This window comes from Proteus sp. fly-1089 (assembly GCF_040138965.1).
GTDB lineage: Bacteria > Pseudomonadota > Gammaproteobacteria > Enterobacterales > Enterobacteriaceae > Proteus > Proteus vulgaris_B.
In genome coordinates this window covers 238014-257410 of sequence record NZ_JBEETS010000005.1, presented here as the reverse complement: position 1 = coordinate 257410, position 19397 = coordinate 238014, and the positions used below count along the sequence as shown (strand labels likewise).

Below are 19397 nucleotides of genomic sequence, written 5' to 3'. Positions count from 1 at the left end.
AATGGCTGCCTTTAGACCTTTAAATTCAGCGCCAAGTAGCGCTGAATATTTAAAAGCGGCGCTGAGCGCACCCGTTTATGAAGCCGCAATAGTAACCCCGCTTCAAGAGATGACAAAAATCTCTGAACGTTTAGAAAATATTATTTTAGTTAAGCGAGAAGACAGACAACCAGTTCATAGCTTTAAATTACGTGGTGCTTATACCATGATAGCGGGACTGACTCCTGAGCAAAAAGAAAAAGGTGTCGTGACGGCGTCAGCGGGGAACCACGCGCAAGGTGTTGCATTGTCAGCCAATCGAATGGGAGTAAAAGCTCTCATTGTGATGCCAGTGGCAACAGCAGATATCAAAGTTGATGCTGTTCGCCAATTTGGTGGAGAAGCTTTGCTTTATGGGGCTAATTTTGATGAAGCAAAAGCAAAAGCTATCGCGCTATCAGAAGAGATGGGATACACCTTTGTGCCGCCTTTTGATCATCCTGCTGTAATTGCTGGGCAAGCGACATTGGCGATGGAGCTTTTACAACAAGATGTTCATCTTGATCGAATTTTTGTGCCTGTTGGTGGCGGTGGCTTAATTGCAGGTGTCGCCGTATTAATCAAACAGCTTATGCCAGAGATTAAAGTAATAGGTGTTGAAGCTGAAGAAGCTGCATGCTTAAAAGCTGCTTTAGAAGTAGGGCATCCCGTTGAATTAGCAAGAGTTGGATTATTTGCTGAAGGTGTTGCGGTCAAGCGTATTGGTGATGAAACGTTTCGTTTATGCCAAAAATATGTTGATGATGTTATCACTGTGGATAGCGATGCAATTTGTGCCGCAGTAAAAGATTTATTTGAAGATGTACGTGCGATTGCAGAGCCTTCAGGTGCATTGGCATTAGCTGGGCTCAAAAAATATGTAGAAGAACACCAAATCAAAGGTGAGCGTCTTGCGCATGTTCTTTCTGGTGCAAATGTGAATTTTCATGGTTTACGCTATGTTTCTGAACGCTGTGAGCTCGGTGAAAAACGTGAAGCGCTATTAGCGGTGACTATTCCTGAACAGAAAGGAAGTTTCTTACGTTTTTGTCAAATCTTAGGTCAACGGGTTGTTACTGAGTTTAATTATCGTTATAGCGATGCTGATCCCGAAAATGCACGTATTTTTGTCGGTGTACGGTTAAGCCAAGGGTTACAAGAACGCAAAGAAATTTTACGTGAACTCACGGTAGCGGGTTATCAAGTTGCTGATTTATCTGATGATGAAATGGCAAAATTGCATGTGCGTTATATGGTTGGTGGGCGTCCGAATAAACCACTTAAAGAGCGCCTGTTTAGCTTTGAATTTCCAGAATCTCCGGGCGCTTTAATGAAGTTTCTAAAAACATTAGGGACTTATTGGAATATTACCTTATTTCATTATCGTAGCCATGGTACGGATTATGGACGTGTGCTGGTGGCATTTGAACTTCCTGAAACGGAAGGGCGTTTTGAGCGACATTTAGATGACTTGGGTTATGAGTATCATGATGAGACAGGAAACCCTTCTTTTCAATTATTCTTGTCACCGCAACCAGCAAGTTTAGTCGTGGAGTAGTCGCCAAAAAGCACTGATAACAGGTTCTTGAAGGCGTTTGTGTAATGTGCAAACGCCCAATTCAAAAGGTTCTACCATTGAAATATTATCAAGTGAAGAGATGCGATTACGTACAGGTTCAGGACAGTTATCAACGACAACCTGAGGGATAAGTGCAATACCACAACCTAATGCCACCATTGAAACAATTGCTTCATGTCCCGAAACCGTCGCATAAATTGAGGGATTATGGATACGATGACGCTTAAACCATAGTGCGATCCGTTGTCTTGATGGGCCATGTTCAGGAATGATAAACGGAATATTGAGCCAATCTGGTTTCTCTTGAGTTGCAAGATGGCGAACATTGCAAGGTAGTGCTGGTGCAATCAGCACTAATGGGATTTCACCTATTTTTTCAAAACAGATATTTTCAGGAAGTTTGTCAGGTTTACCCGCGATACCTAAATCCGCTTCATCAGATTGCACTTTATCGACCGCATCAGCCGCATCACCTGTCGTGAGTTTTATTTCGACTAATGGGTTTTCAGCTCGAAAACGATCAAGAATAGGAGGTAAATGACTGTAAGCGGCAGTCACAGAACAGAATAGGCGTAACTCACCAGAAAGGCTGGGGCTATTTTGATTTAGCGTGTGTTTAAGTTGCTTATATTGCAATAAGGTTTGTTGGGCATAGCGCTTTAATTGTTCGCCAGCATCAGTAAGGGTGACTTGTCGGTTGTCACGTAAAAACAGTGGATGGCCTAAGCTTTCCTCAAGGCGTTGAATTTGGCGAGACAGTGTAGAAGGGCTAACGTGCATTGCTTGTGCAGTCTTGGTGAAATGACAGCTTTCCGCTAAATGTACAAAGAGCTTGAGATCACGAATATCCATTGTCAGGCACTCATATGATAAAAAAGAACGTTGCATTTTTTGCAACACTATCTTGTAAATATATCAATTTAAGCAACGGCTTTCATCCCCTATAGTAAAGTCATGCAACACCTCACAGAGAGTGAGGATAATAATAGCAAACACATACACAACGATTTTGGAGTCTTCTATGGCAAATTATTTTAATACATTGAATCTGCGTCAGCAGTTGTCGCAATTAGGTAAATGTCGCTTTATGTCACGTGAAGAATTTGCTGATGAAGCAAATTACCTGAAAGGCAAAAAAGTCGTTATCGTTGGTTGCGGCGCTCAAGGCCTTAACCAAGGTTTAAATATGCGTGATTCTGGCTTGAATATCGCCTATGCATTACGCCAAGAAGCAATTAATGAAAAACGTGCATCATGGCGTCGTGCGACTGAAAATGGTTTTGAAGTTGGAACCTATGAAGCACTGATCCCACAAGCAGATTTAGTCGTTAACTTAACGCCAGACAAACAACACTCAGCGGTTGTTCAAGCGGTTCAACCACTGATGAAATCAGGTGCAGCATTAGGCTATTCTCATGGTTTTAATATCGTTGAAGTGGGCGAAAAAATTCGCGATGACATTACCGTTGTTATGGTTGCACCGAAATGTCCAGGTACCGAAGTTCGTGAAGAATATAAGCGTGGCTTTGGTGTTCCAACATTGATTGCTGTTCACCCAGAGAACGATGCAAAAGGTGAAGGTATGGCTATTGCTAAAGCATGGGCCGCGGCAACTGGTGGACATCGTGCCGGCGTTTTAGAGTCTTCTTTTGTTGCTGAAGTAAAATCAGACTTAATGGGGGAGCAAACAATTCTGTGCGGTATGTTACAAGCAGGCTCACTGTTATGTTACGACAAAATGGTTGCTGATGGCGTAGAGCCAGGTTATGCAGGTAAGCTAATTCAGTTTGGTTGGGAAACCATTACGGAAGCCTTGAAGCAAGGTGGTATCACCTTGATGATGGACAGATTATCTAATCCAGCAAAAATGCGTGCCTATGCATTATCAGAACAATTGAAAGAGATCATGGCTCCGCTGTTTGCTAAACATATGGATGACATCATTTCAGGGAAATTCTCTGAGACAATGATGGCTGACTGGGCAAATGATGATAAAAACTTGCTGACATGGCGTGAAGAGACCGGAGCGAGTGCCTTCGAAAATTACCCTGAATATGAGGGGAAAATCAGCGAGCAAGAGTACTTTGATCACGGAGTATTAATGGTTGCAATGGTTAAAGCTGGTGTTGAATTAGCCTTTGATACGATGATTGAAGCGGGTATCTTTGCTGAATCAGCATATTATGAATCACTGCATGAGTTGCCATTAATCGCAAATACCATTGCTCGTAAGCGTTTATATGAAATGAACGTGGTTATCTCTGATACCGCAGAATACGGTAACTATCTGTTCTCATTCGCTGTTGTTCCTATGCTGAAAGAGTTTATGACAACATTGCAATCTGGTGATTTAGCGAAAAAAGTTCAAGATAATGGAACAGATAACGCACAATTACGTGATATCAATGAAGCAATTCGTCAGCACCCAATTGAAGCCGTAGGTAAAACATTGCGCGGGTATATGACGGATATGAAGAAGATTGCCGTCGCCAACTAACTTTCTGATTTTTCGTCGCTCTTTACGCGATAAGTGCGTTGGCTTCGCTCTGTTACCCAAGGCACATACTGATTGATTTTTCGTCGTTATTTACGCGATAAGTGCGTTGGCTACACTCGGTTACCGAAGTCACATACTGATGTATGCTCCTTGGGATAACCTCCTTTGCCGCCTTCTTCTCACGTAAATAGCTTAGAAAAATAAGCAGAAAATAAAGATTAAATTTTATTGAAACCGTATTTCTTCATAGAGTACGGTTTTTTGTTTTTATAGTTTAAGGAAAATTGAAAGGGGGAATACTCAAGACTTTGGCTGGTTTCTGCTACAATTATCCCCCGTTATGTTCTTGGTTAATGAAGTTTGGAAAAAGTATGCGATTAAATCCCGGTCAGCAAAAAGCAGTTGAATATGTGTCAGGTCCTTGTTTGGTCTTGGCTGGCGCAGGGTCGGGTAAAACACGGGTTATTACTAATAAAATTGCACACCTTATTCGTCAATGCCAATATCCCGCAAAACAGATTGTGGCGGTTACTTTTACCAATAAAGCTGCGCGTGAAATGAAAGAGCGTGTTGCTCAAACATTAGGGCGCCAAGAAGCGAAGGGATTGATGATCTCAACGTTCCATACATTGGGATTGGAAATTATTAAACGCGAATATAAAGCGTTAGGGATTAAAGCTAAATTTTCATTATTTGACGATCAAGACCAGTCTGCACTACTCAAAGAATTAACAGTAGATTTATTAGAAGAAGATAAAGATTTACTTTCTCAGTTAAAGAGCCAAATCTCTAACTGGAAAAACGATATGCTCACGCCAGAACAAGCAATTGGAATGGCGAGATCGCAACAAGACCATACTTTTGCCGAATGCTTTCGACGTTATGAACAACATCTGCGTAGCTGTAATGTGCTCGACTTTGATGACTTAATTAGCCGACCAACCCTATTATTGCGCACAAATGAAGAAGTCAGAGAGCGCTGGCAAAGACGTATCCGCTATTTGTTGGTGGATGAATATCAAGATACCAATACAAGCCAATATGAATTGGTAAAGTGGTTGGTAGGCGAAAGGGCTCGTTTTACCGTTGTTGGTGATGATGATCAATCCATTTATTCATGGCGTGGTGCTCGCCCTCAAAATCTCGTGTTGTTACAAAAAGACTTTCCACAACTCAATGTAATCAAACTTGAACAAAATTATCGATCTTCAGGGCGCATTTTAAAATCAGCGAATATATTGATTGAAAATAACCCTCATGTTTTTGAAAAACGATTATTTTCTGAATTAGGTTATGGTGATGAACTGCGAGTTTTAACGGCAAATAATGAAGAGCATGAAGCAGAGCGTGTAGCGGGTGAATTAATTGCTCACCATTTTATTAATAAAACGAATTATAAAGATTACGCGATACTTTATCGTGGTAACCATCAGTCTCGTGTTTTTGAAAAATATCTGATGCAAAATCGCATTCCTTATCGTATTTCAGGGGAAACCTCCTTTTTCTCACGAGAGGAAATAAAAGATATTCTTGCTTATTTGCGAGTCATTACTAATCCTGATGATGATGCGGCATTTTTACGTATTGTGAATAAACCTCGTCGTGAAATTGGACCAATAACAATCCAAAAATTAGGTGAATGGGCAAAAATTCGAGATAAAAGCTTATACAATGCCTGTTTTGATTTAGGGTTAAGCCAAACGCTAACTGGACGAGGTTTAAATTCATTACAAGCATTCTCACAATGGATGTCACGTATAGTGCAAAAATCGGAACGAGAGCCACTGCTGGCTGTGCGCGATTTATTGCATGAAATGGATTATGAAAGTTGGTTATATGAAACCTCAAGTAGTGCAAAAGCTGCAGAAATGAGGATGAAAAATATTAATCAGCTATTCTCATGGATGAGTGAAATGCTAGAAGGTAATGAATTACATGAACCTATGACTCTTTCTCAAGTGGTTAACCGCTTTACTCTGCGCGATATGATGGAGCGCGGTGAAACAGAAGAAGAGCTAGATCAGGTTCAGTTAATGACATTGCATGCCTCTAAAGGTCTTGAATTTCCACATGTTTTTTTAGTGGGAATGGAAGAAGGTATATTGCCACATCAAAGCAGTATTGATGAAGATAATGTTGAAGAAGAGCGACGCCTTGCTTATGTGGGCATTACTCGTGCACAAAAAACACTCACGTTTACATTATGCAAAGAAAGACGTCAATATGGCGAATTAATTCGACCAGATCCAAGTCGTTTTCTGTATGAATTACCTCAAGATGATTTAAATTGGGATACTAATAAAAAGAAAGCGTTAAGTGCAGAAGAGAAGCAAGAAAAAGGGCAAAAGGGTGTGGCGGGATTAAGAGCAATGCTAGCAAAACATAAATCTGAATAATTTATTAGTTATTAAAATTAACCCCTTGTCATATAAATGTACAAGGGGTTTTTATTTTTGTATAAGTAAAAAGTTAACTTATACGAGAGCTATTTTGTTCTTCAATCATTAAAGACCAATGCACATAACTCTGTAGTTGGATCTCTTCTTGGAGATTTTCAGCCCGTAATGGGTGCTCATTAAGCCACTGATAAGGCAGGGTAATAATGAGTGTTTCACCCTCAGTACGTAATCGCAATGCGGGAAGTGTGTCATCGCGGCGACGGCTAGCAAAAATAATAGCCAATCGCAGTAGACGCACTAATTGATAGGCTTGATTTATCGGCAATGCATTTTGATGATTAAGAGGGGCAAGATCGATAATTCCCATTTGATTTCTTAATAACGATGCTAATAAACGTCGTTGTGCTGGTGTGTATCCAGGTAAATCAAGATGAGAAAGTAGATAGCTTGCATGTGACGGTGCTTGACGAAAATCAACACTGAGCCCAATTTCATGTAATGCACAGGCACTATTAAGTAATTCACGACAACGATTATCTAACTGCCAACTTTTACTGACTTGAATAAAAAAGTGTTCAGCCAGTTGTTGTACGCGGTGTGCTTGCTCAATTTCAATTTGAAAACGACGTTGGATATTGCGAAGGGTGCGTTGGCGAATATCTTGCTCAATAGGTAAGTGCAACATGCCATAGACTAGCCCTTCTCTTAATGCGCCTCCCGCAAGGATCATATTTTTAATGTGCAAGGTTTCAAATATGGCGATCAAAATAGCAAGTCCACTTGGAAACACTAAGGCTCGTTCAAAAGTGAGTCCTTCAATTTCCAACTCTTCCAACTTTCCACATTCAATTGCTTTATGTTTAAGTCGTTCCAACTTAGGCAAGGTAATTAATTCATCCATTCCTTGCGCAATCATGATCTCTTGCAGAGCTTGAACAGTACCAGATGCACCTACGCAGACTTGCCAGCCTTGTTGAAGTAATTTCTCTGCAACAGGGGCGAGTATCGCTTTCGCTGCATTTTGTGCTTTGGCAAAATTTTCTTGAGTGAGAGTGCGATCAGTAAAATAGCGCTCTAACCAAGTCACGCAACCCATACTTAGGCTCATCAATTGCGTCGTTTTAGCGCCGGTACCTGTCACTAACTCAGTGCTTCCACCACCAATATCCACCACTAAACGTTGTTCTGCACCACCTGTGGTATGTGCAACACCACGGTAGATAAGGCGTGCTTCCTCCTCACCACTAATGACATGAACCGTATTACCCAGAATTTCAGAGGCTTTAGCGACAAAAATATCTGCATTTTTAGCAATACGTAATGTGGCTGTTGCGACGACTTTGATTTGTTCTGCTGGAATATCACGTAGATATTCAGAAAACAGTCGTAAACATTGCCAACCGCGTTCCATTGCCTGTTCTGACAATTCATTTTCACTGTTTAGGCCCGCAGCGAGTCGAACTTTACGTTTCACACGGGAAAGTACTTGTATTGAACCCGCAATTTCTCGAACGACTAACATATGAAAACTGTTAGAACCTAAATCAATAGCAGCATAAAGTGATGAAGATTTCAGCATAATTTATGGATGACTCGGGCGTTTATTTCGGTTGTTACGTTGAGTATTATTTCCTCGGTTTCGCGACGGCGCATTATTGCGACGAGGCTGATTTTGGCGAGGGCGGTGACGGCGTTTAGGCTCAGGAAGATCTGTCAATAACGCATCACTATTATATTTACTCACAGGAATAGCATGTTGAATATAGGTCTCAATTGCAGGTAAATTTAGGGCATATTCTTCACACGCAAGACTGATTGAATTACCACTATTACCCGCACGTCCAGTTCTACCAATGCGGTGAACATAATCTTCACAATCATCAGGTAAATCATAGTTAAAAACATGTGTTACAGATGGAATATGAAGACCTCTAGCAGCAACGTCGGTGGCAACCAGAATATCAATATTACCTTGGGTAAAATCTTCTAAAATACGCAGACGTTTTTTCTGAGGAACATCACCTGTTAATAAACCAACGCGGTGTCCATCTGCGGCAAGGTGTGCCCAAATGTCGTCACAACGATGTTTTGTATTGGCGAAAATGATACAGCGATCAGGCCATTCTTCTTCAATTAACGTTTGAAGAAGGCGCATTTTCTCTTCATTTGAAGGATAAAAAAGCTCTTCTTTTATACTAAAACCTGTTTTTTGTTCAGGTTCAACTTCAACGTATTCAGGGTTATTCATTTGTTCAAAGGCAAGTTCTCTTACACGGTAAGATAGTGTTGCAGAGAACAACATATTCATACGCTCAGCCGCAACTGGCATACGGCGGAAGATCCAACGAATATCTTTAATAAAGCCGAGATCGTACATTCTGTCCGCTTCATCAAGTACTACAACTTGAATTGCGCTAAGATTAATATGACCTTGCTTAACATAGTCAATTAAGCGCCCAGTTGTGCCAATAACAATATCGACACCATTACTTAATACTTTTAGTTGTTCATCATAGCCGTCGCCACCATAGGCGAGACCCATCTTAATCCCTGTGCTTTGTGCAAGCTCTTTAGCATCAGAATAAATCTGCACGGCTAATTCGCGTGTTGGTGCCATAATAAGAGCACGAGGTTGGTTCGCTTCATGCCCTTCTTTTGCAGGGTGCGTTAAAAGATAATGAAACGTTGAGGTTAAAAACGCCAACGTTTTGCCTGTTCCTGTTTGGGCTTGCCCGGCAATGTCTTGACCTTTCACAGTGATAGGTAACGTCAATGCCTGAATTTGTGTACAATTAGAGAACCCTTTTTTCTCAAGGGCTTCTATCACTTTTGGATGCAAGGCGAAGTCGGAAAACTTCTTTTCTGTCAAATATGTTTTGCTCATAATGTAATAGAATATCAGTTATGGGTTGCATTACAAAAGTTTATCCGCTGAAATGCAGACAGACTTTTGTTATTTAATGTTACACTGGTACGGTCAATATTATTCTTTGGAGTAGAACAATGAGCGATAAAATCCTTCACTTATCTGACAGCAAATTCGATGCTGATGTATTAAATGCAACCGGCCCCGTGCTCGTTGATTTCTGGGCTGAATGGTGTGGCCCATGTAAAATGATTGCTCCTATTCTAGATGAAGTTGCAACAGAATACGCTGGTAAATTAACAGTTGCGAAGCTAAACATCGATCAAAACCCACTAACAGCACCAAAATACGGTATTCGTGGCATTCCTACACTGATTTTATTCAAAAATGGTGCAGTTGCAGCGACTAAAGTAGGTGCGTTGTCAAAAACTCAACTAAAAGAGTTTTTAGACGAAAATATCTAATTTGATTTAGATATCAAAAATAAAGTAGGACGTTTAGACCTTGTCAGTATTTCTGTTATTGACCGCTAGACGTCCGCTTCGAAGCATGATAAGTTAGCGCCACTTACTTACATAATATATCGGATCTTCTTGTCAATATGATTAGACATGATTAAATAAGTCTGAGATATTGAATATCAAGCGTGCAAAGTAATAGAATTGAATAACATGATATGATATTTAATCTAATATGATATTTAATATAAGTAATCTGAATTCATCTAACCAGTCAAGTTGCCTTAGAATAATCTATAGTATTCAGGGAATATAAATTTTTCCAAGTATGTTCCTAACCCATAAGTTGAAAGTACACTCATAGCATTAAGACAATGAATGTCACTTCTCTGGGTATAAAGCAGACTGGTCTAATAGTATTAATACTCTCTAACATTATCATTTTAGTTATACCCTTATGTTAGAAAGTTATAATCTGTAATTTTACACATGACGAAACTGACAGCGATTCGCTGTTATACTATTCACGTTCATAGTTCGAGAGTTACCCCGAGTTATTAAGAACCCACCATTATGAATCTTACCGAATTAAAAAATACGCCGGTATCAGAACTGATAGCACTTGGCGAAAATATGGGGCTAGAGAACCTGGCTCGAATGAGAAAGCAAGACATTATTTTCTCTATCTTGAAGCAACACGCGAAAAGTGGAGAAGATATTTTCGGTGACGGTGTGCTGGAAATATTGCAGGATGGCTTCGGCTTCCTACGTTCCGCAGACAGTTCCTACCTTGCTGGTCCCGATGATATCTACGTTTCTCCAAGTCAAATTCGCCGCTTTAACCTTCGCACTGGTGACACCATCGCAGGGAAAATCCGTCCTCCTAAAGAAGGTGAACGCTATTTTGCCCTCCTAAAAGTTAATGAAGTTAACTTTGATAAACCAGAAAATGCCCGCAGTAAAATCCTCTTTGAAAACTTAACACCTTTACATGCTAATAATCGTTTACGCATGGAACGTGGTAATGGTTCAACAGAAGACTTAACTGCGCGTGTTCTTGACTTAGCCGCACCAATCGGCCGTGGTCAACGTGGTCTTATTGTTGCTCCACCAAAAGCAGGTAAAACAATGTTGCTGCAAAATATCGCAGCAAATATTGCTCATAATTACCCTGATTGCGTATTGATGGTACTTCTGATTGATGAACGTCCAGAAGAAGTAACTGAGATGCAACGCTTGGTAAAAGGTGAAGTTATCGCCTCTACCTTTGATGAACCAGCTTCTCGCCACGTACAAGTTGCAGAGATGGTCATCGAAAAAGCAAAACGCTTAGTTGAGCATAAAAAAGACGTTATCATCTTGTTAGATTCTATTACTCGTTTAGCGCGTGCTTATAACACTGTTGTACCTTCGTCAGGTAAAGTGTTAACTGGTGGTGTGGATGCAAACGCATTGCATCGCCCTAAACGTTTCTTCGGAGCAGCTCGTAATGTTGAAGAAGGTGGTAGTTTAACTATCATTGCAACAGCGCTCGTTGATACTGGTTCTAAAATGGACGAAGTTATCTACGAAGAATTTAAAGGTACAGGTAATATGGAATTGCACCTGTCTCGTAAAATTGCTGAAAAACGTGTTTTCCCAGCGATCGATTATAATCGTTCTGGTACACGTAAAGAAGAATTGCTGACGACCCAAGATGAGCTACAAAAAATGTGGATCCTGCGTAAGATTATTCATCCGATGGGTGAAATCGACGCGATGGAATTCCTCATTAATAAATTAGCGATGACGAAGACAAATGAAGAGTTCTTTGACTTTATGAAACGCTCATAAGATTTATTAACAAAGCGGCTGAGCTAATAACAACATTAAAATATTAAAAGAGTGTGCTCTGTTACAGAATAAGTAATATCCCCTCAATTTATATGCTGTTAAGCTCGTTTACTTTGTTAGAATGACGATATGATAAAAACGCCACACTATTGTGGCGTTTTTTTATGGGTGTAATTAAATTTTGAGTGCAATATTTTAGCGAGAAGTTGGTATATATATTGCATGTTTTAGTAATTGATAAAAATAGCGATGGCATCAATAAAAAATAGTTAAGGAAAACTTATAATTGATGAAGGGTGGTGGGTTTTGAAGAAACTCGTCGTGGTGGAGCTGGAAAAAAGAATAAAAACACATGGAAGGGTAAAATAACCAGCTATATTTATTATAGAGAACAGTACTGTGGATATACTAAAAATGAGCACAAGCGTTTTTTATGTGTTCTTATTTTCTTTCGCATTTTTATTCTTTGCTCGTAAAATTGCAAAAAAAATAGGACTCGTGGATAAACCAAATTATCGTAAAAAACATCATGGATTGATCCCTCTTGTGGGCGGGATTTCAGTCTATTTTGGTATTGTTTTCGCATTTTATATTTCAGATATCTACATTCCTCATAAGGAATTATATCTGGCATGTGCGGGACTTCTTGTTTTTATCGGTGCGTTAGATGATCGCTTTGATATTAGTGTCAAAATAAGAGCAACTATCCAAGCATTTGTTGGGATCGTGATGATGGTGGGGGCAGGATTAAAACTGGACACACTTGGTCATGCTTTTGGTCCTTGGGAAATGCATTTAGGGCCTTTTGGTTACATTGTGACACTTTTTGCCGTTTGGGCTGCAATTAATGCTTTCAATATGGTTGATGGTATTGATGGGTTATTAGGTGGTCTTTCTTGTGTTTCTTTTGGCGCGTTAGGTATTTTGTTATATCAAAGTGGTAATTCTGCGCTCGCATTCTGGTGTTTCTCATTTATTGCTGCAATTTTGCCTTATATCCTTTTGAACCTAGGGGTCTGCGGTAAAAAATTCAAAGTCTTTATGGGGGATGCTGGTAGTACCCTGATCGGGTTTACTATCATTTGGCTATTAGTTGCATCAACACAGACTCAGCCTCGTCCTGTAAAAGCAGTCACTGCATTATGGATAATTGCTATTCCTCTTATGGATATGGTGGCAATTATGTACCGCCGTTTACGTAAAGGGATGAGCCCTTTCTCACCAGACCGTCAACATATTCATCATTTGATTATGCGTGCGGGTTTTACCTCTCGCCAAGCCTTTATTTTAATAACGCTGGCTGCTGCACTTTTAGCCGCGATTGGTATTATCGGTCAAAACCTATCATTTGTCCCTGAATGGTTCATGTTGGCATTATTCTTGCTTGCATTTGTTATGTATGGTTATTGCATTAAACGCGCGTGGCGGGTCGCTCGTTTTATTAAACGACATAAGCGTCGCTTACGTAGAGCAACACAACAGCATTAATATAAGCAGAGGTCTTTTAACGTGATGAACTCGGAAAATAACGCTTCCCGACAGGGTAATCAGCCAGATAACGAACTCGATATCCGAGGTCTTTGTTGTGCGCTTTGGTCAGGAAAAAGCTGGATTATAGGGTTCGCTCTGCTTTTTGCTGTGATTGCACTTGGGGCATCATATTTGATGCAACCTAAATGGAGTGCAATTGCAATGACAGAGAAACCAACGATAAATAACTTAGGCAGTTATTATTCGCAATCTCAGTTTTTACGTAATCTTGATACACAAATTAATCCATCAGCACAAACCCCAGCTTTAAGTATCCCTGATGAAGCTTATCAAGAGTTTGTTACTCAAATTGCTGCTTTTGATACTCGCCGCGAGTTTTGGCTACAAACGGATTATTTCAAGCAACGCAAAGAAAACGATGAGCAAGCTAATGCAGCGTTATTGGATGAGTTAATTAATAATATTCAATTTACGCCTTCTGATGAGAAAAAATTGGTTAATGATCAATTAAGACTCATTGCAGAATCATCAAAAGAGGCGAGCCAATTATTAAATGAGTATATCGCTTTCGCTAATAAAAGAGCGTCTACTCATCTTAATGAAGAAGTGATAACTGCATGGGCAACAAGAACACAGTCAATGAAAGCGTTAGTTAAACGCCAAGAAATGGCGGCTCAAGCGGCTTACCAACGTCAAATTAACTTATTAGAGCAATCAATAAAAGTTGCTGAGAAACAAGGTATTTCTCAAAAACAGACATCCATTGCGATTGATGAGTTGCCTGACTCTAAATTATTCCTGCTAGGTGTTCCTCTATTGCAATCGCAACTAGAAACTTTAGTGGCGACAGGTGCTGATTTTGATGGTGATTATGATCAAAATACAGCAATGTTAGCGACCCTCACTGTGGGAGCAAAATTGCAAGATAACTTCCAAACTTACCGTTTCTTACGTACTCCTGAAGATCCTGTAAAACGTGATAGTCCTCGCCGTGCCTTTATGATGGTACTTTGGGGGGCAATTGGGGTATTAGCAGGCGCAGGTGTTGCATTAGTAAGACGTAGCTCATTAAAAAAATAATAACTATTAAATTTTGTCATTGATGACAATAACGAGACATCAGGTGTTTCGGCACCTGATGTATTGAGTATAAGGGCATATTGCTTTCCCAAAAATAAGCGATATAACAACGAAAAAAAGAGAGCCACTGTGAAAGTGTTGACTGTTTTTGGCACACGCCCTGAAGCGATAAAAATGGCACCTTTAGTGCACGCTTTAGCAAATGATGATTCGTTTGAAGCGAAGGTATGTGTTACGGCCCAACATCGAGAAATGCTTGATCAGGTATTAAATCTTTTTGAGATCAAACCAGATTACGATCTCAATATTATGAAACCAGGACAAGATTTAACGGATATTACCTGTCGTATTTTAGAAGGGTTAAAACCGGTATTAGCATCATTCCAACCTGATGTTGTTTTGGTGCATGGTGATACAACGACAACCATGGCAGCAAGTTTAGCCGCTTTTTATCAACGCATTCCAGTTGGCCATGTGGAAGCAGGGTTGCGTACAGGCAATCTTTATTCACCATGGCCAGAAGAAGCCAACCGTACCATTGCAGGGCATCTTGCCATGTATCATTTCGCACCAACAGAGACAGCAAAATTAAATCTGGTACGAGAAGCGGTTGCAGATAAAAATATTTTTGTTACTGGAAATACTGTTATTGATGCACTGTTTTGGGTGAGTGATAGAGTGATGGGCAATCAAACACTCTTAAATGAACTCGCTGTAAACTATCCTTTTATTCAGCCAGATAAAAAAATGATCCTTGTGACGGGACATCGTCGCGAAAGCTTTGGTGGTGGTTTCGAACGTATTTGCCAAGCATTAGCTGAAATCGCCTTAGCACATCCTGATGTTGAAGTTGTCTATCCTGTTCACTTAAACCCAAATGTGAGTGAGCCTGTTCAACGTATTCTTCACGGCATTGACAACATTAAACTAATACAACCACAAGATTATCTCCCATTTGTTTATCTAATGAACCATGCTTACCTTATTTTGACTGACTCTGGTGGCATTCAAGAAGAAGCGCCTTCATTAGGTAAACCTGTTCTTGTCATGCGTGATACCACAGAACGTCCAGAAGCGGTTGAAGCGGGTTCTGTTCGTTTGGTGGGAACCGATACCAAACGTATTGTTAGCGAAGTAACCTCTTTATTGACAGACGAAAACGCATATCACCAAATGAGTAAGGCGACAAACCCTTATGGTGATGGACATGCCTGCCAACGTATTCTTGAAGCATTGAAAAAAAATCAGGTGACATTATGAGTTTTGAAACTATTTCTGTTATCGGCCTCGGCTACATTGGTTTACCTACAGCGGCAGCTTTTGCCTCTCGTAAAAAAAGCGTCATCGGTGTTGATGTTAATCAGCATGCAGTTGATACAATTAATAAAGGTCAAATTCACATTGTTGAACCTGATCTTGATAAAGTTGTTAAACAAGCCGTTGAAGAGGGGCACTTAAAAGCCTACACCACCCCACAGCCAGCAGATGCTTTCCTTATTGCGGTACCAACACCTTTTAAAGGTGAACATGAACCTGATTTGGCTTATGTTGAATCGGCAGCTCGCTCTATTGCACCTGTACTGAAAAAAGGTGACCTTATTATCCTAGAATCGACGTCACCTGTTGGTTCTACTGAACAAATGGCACAGTGGTTAGCTGAAGCTCGTCCAGATTTAACCTTCCCTCATCAAGACGGTGAAGAAGCAGATATTGATATTGCTTATTGTCCTGAGCGTGTATTACCTGGTCAGGTTATGATTGAGCTTATTCGCAATGACCGAGTTGTTGGTGGGATGAACCGTAAATCTTCCGAGCGTGCGAGTGAGCTATACAAAATTTTCCTTGAGGGTGAATGTGTTATCACCAATGCGCGTACCGCAGAAATGTGTAAGCTAACGGAAAATAGCTTCCGTGATGTTAATATTGCATTTGCTAACGAATTATCACTGATCTGCGCTGACCAAGATATCAACGTGTGGGAGCTAATTAGCTTGGCGAACCGCCATCCACGCGTCAATATTTTACAACCAGGCCCCGGTGTTGGTGGACACTGTATTGCAGTTGATCCTTGGTTTATCGTGTCACAAAATCCAAAGCAATCTCGTTTAATTCACACTGCGCGTTTAGTCAATGATGGCAAACCTGTGTGGGTTATTGATCAAGTGAAAGCGGCGGTTGCGGATTGTCTGACTGAAACGGGTAAACGCGCTAATGAAATTAAAATAGCCTGCTTTGGTTTAGCCTTTAAACCTAACATTGATGATTTACGTGAAAGCCCAGCCATGAACATCACTAAACAAGTGGCAGATTGGCACAGCGGTACAACATGGGCTGTTGAACCTAATATTCATGAGTTACCAACCAAACTGAAAGGGATCACGGAGTTAGTGTCAACTGAGCAAGCATTAAAAGATGCGGATATTGTCTTAATGCTCGTTGATCATCAGCAATTTAAAGCGATCCCTGGTAGTAAAGTCACTCAAAAATGGATTGTAGATACTAAAGGAGTATGGCGTTGAAACGCATTCTAGTTACAGGTGGAGCCGGTTTTATCGGCTCTGCTGTTGTTCGACATATTATTGAAAACACCAATGACAGCGTTGTTGTGGTGGATAAGCTGACTTATGCCGGTAATTTAGAGTCATTAGCGACAGTAGCTAACAGCGAACGCTATGCGTTTGAGCAAGTTGATATCTGTGATAGAGCAGAGCTTGACCGTTTATTTTCTCAATATCAACCAGATGTTGTGATGCATTTAGCGGCTGAAAGTCATGTTGACCGTTCTATTGATGGCCCTGCGGCATTTATTGAAACCAATATTGTCGGTACTTACACATTACTGGAAGCGGCTCGCCATTATTGGCAAGTACTCTCTGAAGATAAGAAAGCGGCATTTCGTTTTCACCATATATCAACAGATGAGGTGTATGGCGATCTAGAAGGTACAGATGATTTCTTTACTGAAACCACACCTTATGCCCCAAGTAGCCCTTATTCTGCTTCTAAAGCATCAAGTGACCATTTAGTACGTGCATGGTTACGGACTTACGGTTTACCTACGGTGATCACAAACTGTTCAAATAACTACGGTCCTTATCACTTCCCTGAAAAATTGATCCCTTTAATTATTTTAAATGCGATTTCAGGAAAGCCATTACCTGTCTATGGAAAAGGTGAGCAAATTCGTGATTGGCTCTATGTTGAAGATCATGCTCGAGCACTCTATTTAGTCGCAACAACAGCAACACCGGGTAAAACCTACAATATTGGTGGTCATAATGAGCGCCGTAATATTGATGTTGTTAAAACAATTTGTGCGCTATTAGAAGAGTTATATCCAGCAAAACCTGAAGGTATTTCTCAATACGCTGATTTAATTACATATGTAAAAGATAGACCTGGTCATGATCTGCGTTATGCCATTGATGCTGCGAAAATTGAAGCTGAATTAGGTTGGAAGCCCGAAGAGACATTTGAATCAGGTATTCGTAAAACTGTTTTGTGGTACTTAAATAACGAAACATGGTGGAAACGTGTACTTGATGGCTCTTACGCAGGTGAACGTTTAGGGCTTGGAAACTGATTAAGTAAAAGGATAAATGATGAAAGGTATTATTCTAGCGGGTGGCTCTGGTACACGACTACATCCGATAACCAAAGGGGTATCGAAGCAGTTATTGCCTATCTACGATAAGCCCATGATCTATTATCCGCTTTCAGTTCTGATGCTTGCTGGTATTCGAGATATTTTGATCATTACAACACCCGATGACATGACCTCATTCCAACGTTTATTAGGTGATGGTTCTGCATTTGGTGTTCATCTTCAATATAAAATACAGCCATCGCCAGATGGTTTAGCTCAAGCGTTTATTTTAGGTGAAGAATTTATTGGTGATGATCATTGCTGTTTAGTGCTAGGCGATAATATCTATTTTGGTCAAGGCTTTAGTCCAAAACTAAAACAAGTTGCTCAACGTGAACGGGGAGCGACAGTTTTTGGTTATCAAGTCATGGATCCTGAACGATTTGGTGTTGTTGAATTTGATGATGATTTTAAAGTGCTGTCGATTGAAGAAAAGCCGGAACAACCTAAATCTAATTGGGCTGTAACAGGGCTTTACTTCTACGACAACCGTGTGGTTGATTTTGCTAAAAAAGTAAAACCCTCTATTCGTGGTGAACTAGAAATTACGTCTATTAATCAGATGTATCTTGAGTGTGGCGAGCTTAATGTTGAACTGTTAGGGCGTGGTTTTGCATGGTTAGATACCGGCACTCACGACAGTTTAATTGAGGCTAGTACTTTTGTTCAAACCGTTGAAAAGCGCCAAGGATTTAAAGTGGCGTGTCTTGAAGAGATTGCTTGGCGTAATGGATGGCTCAATGATGACCAAGTAAGAGAAAGTGCAAAATCACTGTCTAAAACGGGTTATGGTCGCTATCTATTGGATTTATTACATGTCCGTCCTCGCCAATATTAATTATCTTGAGTGGGAAAGTGAATTTTTCTCACTCAAAACAGGGCGTCTTGAGTTTGATACTCAAGCGCCTGCATTAATAGACAAACAGCTTGATGCATTTGCTCTGGTTCAAGCTAAAGTCGCATCTCATGAGCTTTCACTCATCGATAAACTCAGTCAATTAGGTTTTCAATTTGCGGAAGGTGAAATTGATTTTAAACTTCCAATTGGCATAGAAAATGCTTGTAAGAAAGCGCCCGAATTATATTTTAGAAAGGCCAATGATGCTGATATTAATTTACTGATGAAAACGGCATCAGAGGCTTTTGTTCAAAGCCGTTTTCGAGCACCTTGGTATCAAGAAGGCGATAGCAGTCGTTTTTACGCATTATGGGTTAAAAAAGCCGTACTAGGCACGTTCGATGATATTTGCTTACTGACTTATGATATTGAAAATAACATGAGTGGTTTTGTCACTTTACGTCGTCTATCTGAAAGTGAAGCAAGAGTGGGGTTACTTGCAGTAATGCCCAATAGAACAGGACAAGGCATTGGTAAACAACTGATGTCGGCCGCGAAGTTTTGGTGTCAACAGCAAGGTATTTCAACCCTATATGTTGCAACACAAATCAGCAATATTGCAGCTTCGCGTTTATACACACACAGTGGGGGCTTAATAGAGAGCACCACTTATTGGTTATACAGGGGATAAT

General features: G+C 40.3%; 15 protein-coding genes. 12 read left to right on the top strand and 3 right to left on the bottom strand.

All coding sequences use genetic code 11. The features are described 5' to 3' along the window. Nucleotide 1 precedes the first annotated feature (1 nt). Nucleotides 2–1576, top strand: a complete 1575-nt coding sequence (gene ilvA, locus ABN080_RS13175) for a threonine ammonia-lyase, biosynthetic (protein ID WP_072070862.1) — start codon at nt 2–4, stop codon at nt 1574–1576. Here the strand turns inward: ilvA and ilvY are convergent. Beyond that, a complete protein-coding gene (ilvY, locus tag ABN080_RS13170) occupies nt 1562–2449 on the bottom strand; it encodes an HTH-type transcriptional activator IlvY (RefSeq protein WP_072070861.1) in 888 nt (295 codons plus the stop codon). The two genes, ilvA and ilvY, sit on opposite strands and share 15 nt — an antisense overlap. A 169-nt stretch (nt 2450–2618) precedes the next feature. Here ilvY and ilvC point away from each other — a divergent pair, with 169 nt between their 5' ends. Both ilvC and rep read left to right on the top strand, forming a co-directional pair. Beyond that, nucleotides 2619–4094, top strand: coding sequence for a ketol-acid reductoisomerase (gene ilvC / locus ABN080_RS13165; protein WP_196554218.1), 1476 nt, complete (start codon nt 2619–2621; stop codon nt 4092–4094). A gap of 371 nt (nt 4095–4465) precedes the next feature. After that, a complete protein-coding gene (rep, locus tag ABN080_RS13160; protein WP_349441225.1) occupies nt 4466–6490 on the top strand; it encodes a DNA helicase Rep in 2025 nt (674 codons plus the stop codon). Between the two features lie 73 nt (nt 6491–6563). On the opposite strand, the gene gppA is transcribed toward rep, so the two are convergent. Then, nucleotides 6564–8072: a guanosine-5'-triphosphate,3'-diphosphate diphosphatase gene (gene gppA / locus ABN080_RS13155; protein ID WP_349441224.1), complete on the bottom strand. Its 1509-nt coding sequence runs from the start codon at nt 8070–8072 to the stop codon at nt 6564–6566. Between the two features lie 3 nt (nt 8073–8075). Then, on the bottom strand, nt 8076–9377 hold the full coding sequence (gene rhlB, locus ABN080_RS13150; protein WP_197269671.1) for an ATP-dependent RNA helicase RhlB: 1302 nt from the start codon (nt 9375–9377) through the stop codon (nt 8076–8078). 119 nt (nt 9378–9496) lie between these two features. On the opposite strand from rhlB, the gene trxA reads away from it, so the two are divergent. The 9 genes from trxA to rffC all read left to right on the top strand — a co-directional run bounded on the left by trxA (nt 9497) and on the right by rffC (nt 19396). Beyond that, nucleotides 9497–9823 carry a thioredoxin TrxA gene (trxA, locus tag ABN080_RS13145; protein WP_006535838.1) on the top strand — a complete coding sequence of 109 codons (327 nt, stop codon included), beginning with the start codon at nt 9497–9499 and terminating at the stop codon, nt 9821–9823. 567 nt (nt 9824–10390) lie between these two features. Beyond that, a complete protein-coding gene (gene rho, locus ABN080_RS13140; protein ID WP_036939597.1) occupies nt 10391–11650 on the top strand; it encodes a transcription termination factor Rho in 1260 nt (419 codons plus the stop codon). Between the two features lie 399 nt (nt 11651–12049). After that, nucleotides 12050–13138 (top strand): UDP-N-acetylglucosamine--undecaprenyl-phosphate N-acetylglucosaminephosphotransferase, encoded by a 1089-nt coding sequence (gene wecA, locus ABN080_RS13135; RefSeq protein ID WP_196554222.1) that lies wholly within the window; start codon nt 12050–12052, stop codon nt 13136–13138. 24 nt (nt 13139–13162) lie between these two features. Then, nucleotides 13163–14221 (top strand): ECA polysaccharide chain length modulation protein, encoded by a 1059-nt coding sequence (wzzE, locus tag ABN080_RS13130; RefSeq protein ID WP_196554340.1) that lies wholly within the window; start codon nt 13163–13165, stop codon nt 14219–14221. Nucleotides 14222–14350: 129 nt separating this feature from the next. Further along, on the top strand, nt 14351–15481 hold the full coding sequence (wecB, locus tag ABN080_RS13125; protein WP_069369918.1) for a non-hydrolyzing UDP-N-acetylglucosamine 2-epimerase: 1131 nt from the start codon (nt 14351–14353) through the stop codon (nt 15479–15481). Then, entirely contained in the window at nt 15478–16740 is a 1263-nt protein-coding gene (wecC, locus tag ABN080_RS13120; protein ID WP_109410126.1) for a UDP-N-acetyl-D-mannosamine dehydrogenase, read from the top strand. Before wecB ends, wecC begins: the two co-directional genes overlap by 4 nt. Further along, on the top strand, nt 16737–17804 hold the full coding sequence (gene rffG, locus ABN080_RS13115; protein WP_196554223.1) for a dTDP-glucose 4,6-dehydratase: 1068 nt from the start codon (nt 16737–16739) through the stop codon (nt 17802–17804). The genes wecC and rffG overlap by 4 nt, the downstream gene beginning before the upstream one ends. A gap of 19 nt (nt 17805–17823) precedes the next feature. Beyond that, nucleotides 17824–18705, top strand: a complete 882-nt coding sequence (gene rfbA / locus ABN080_RS13110) for a glucose-1-phosphate thymidylyltransferase RfbA (RefSeq protein ID WP_072064612.1) — start codon at nt 17824–17826, stop codon at nt 18703–18705. After that, a complete protein-coding gene (gene rffC, locus ABN080_RS13105; protein ID WP_196554224.1) occupies nt 18683–19396 on the top strand; it encodes a dTDP-4-amino-4,6-dideoxy-D-galactose acyltransferase in 714 nt (237 codons plus the stop codon). The genes rfbA and rffC overlap by 23 nt, the downstream gene beginning before the upstream one ends. The last annotated feature ends 1 nt before the right edge of the window (nt 19397 follow it).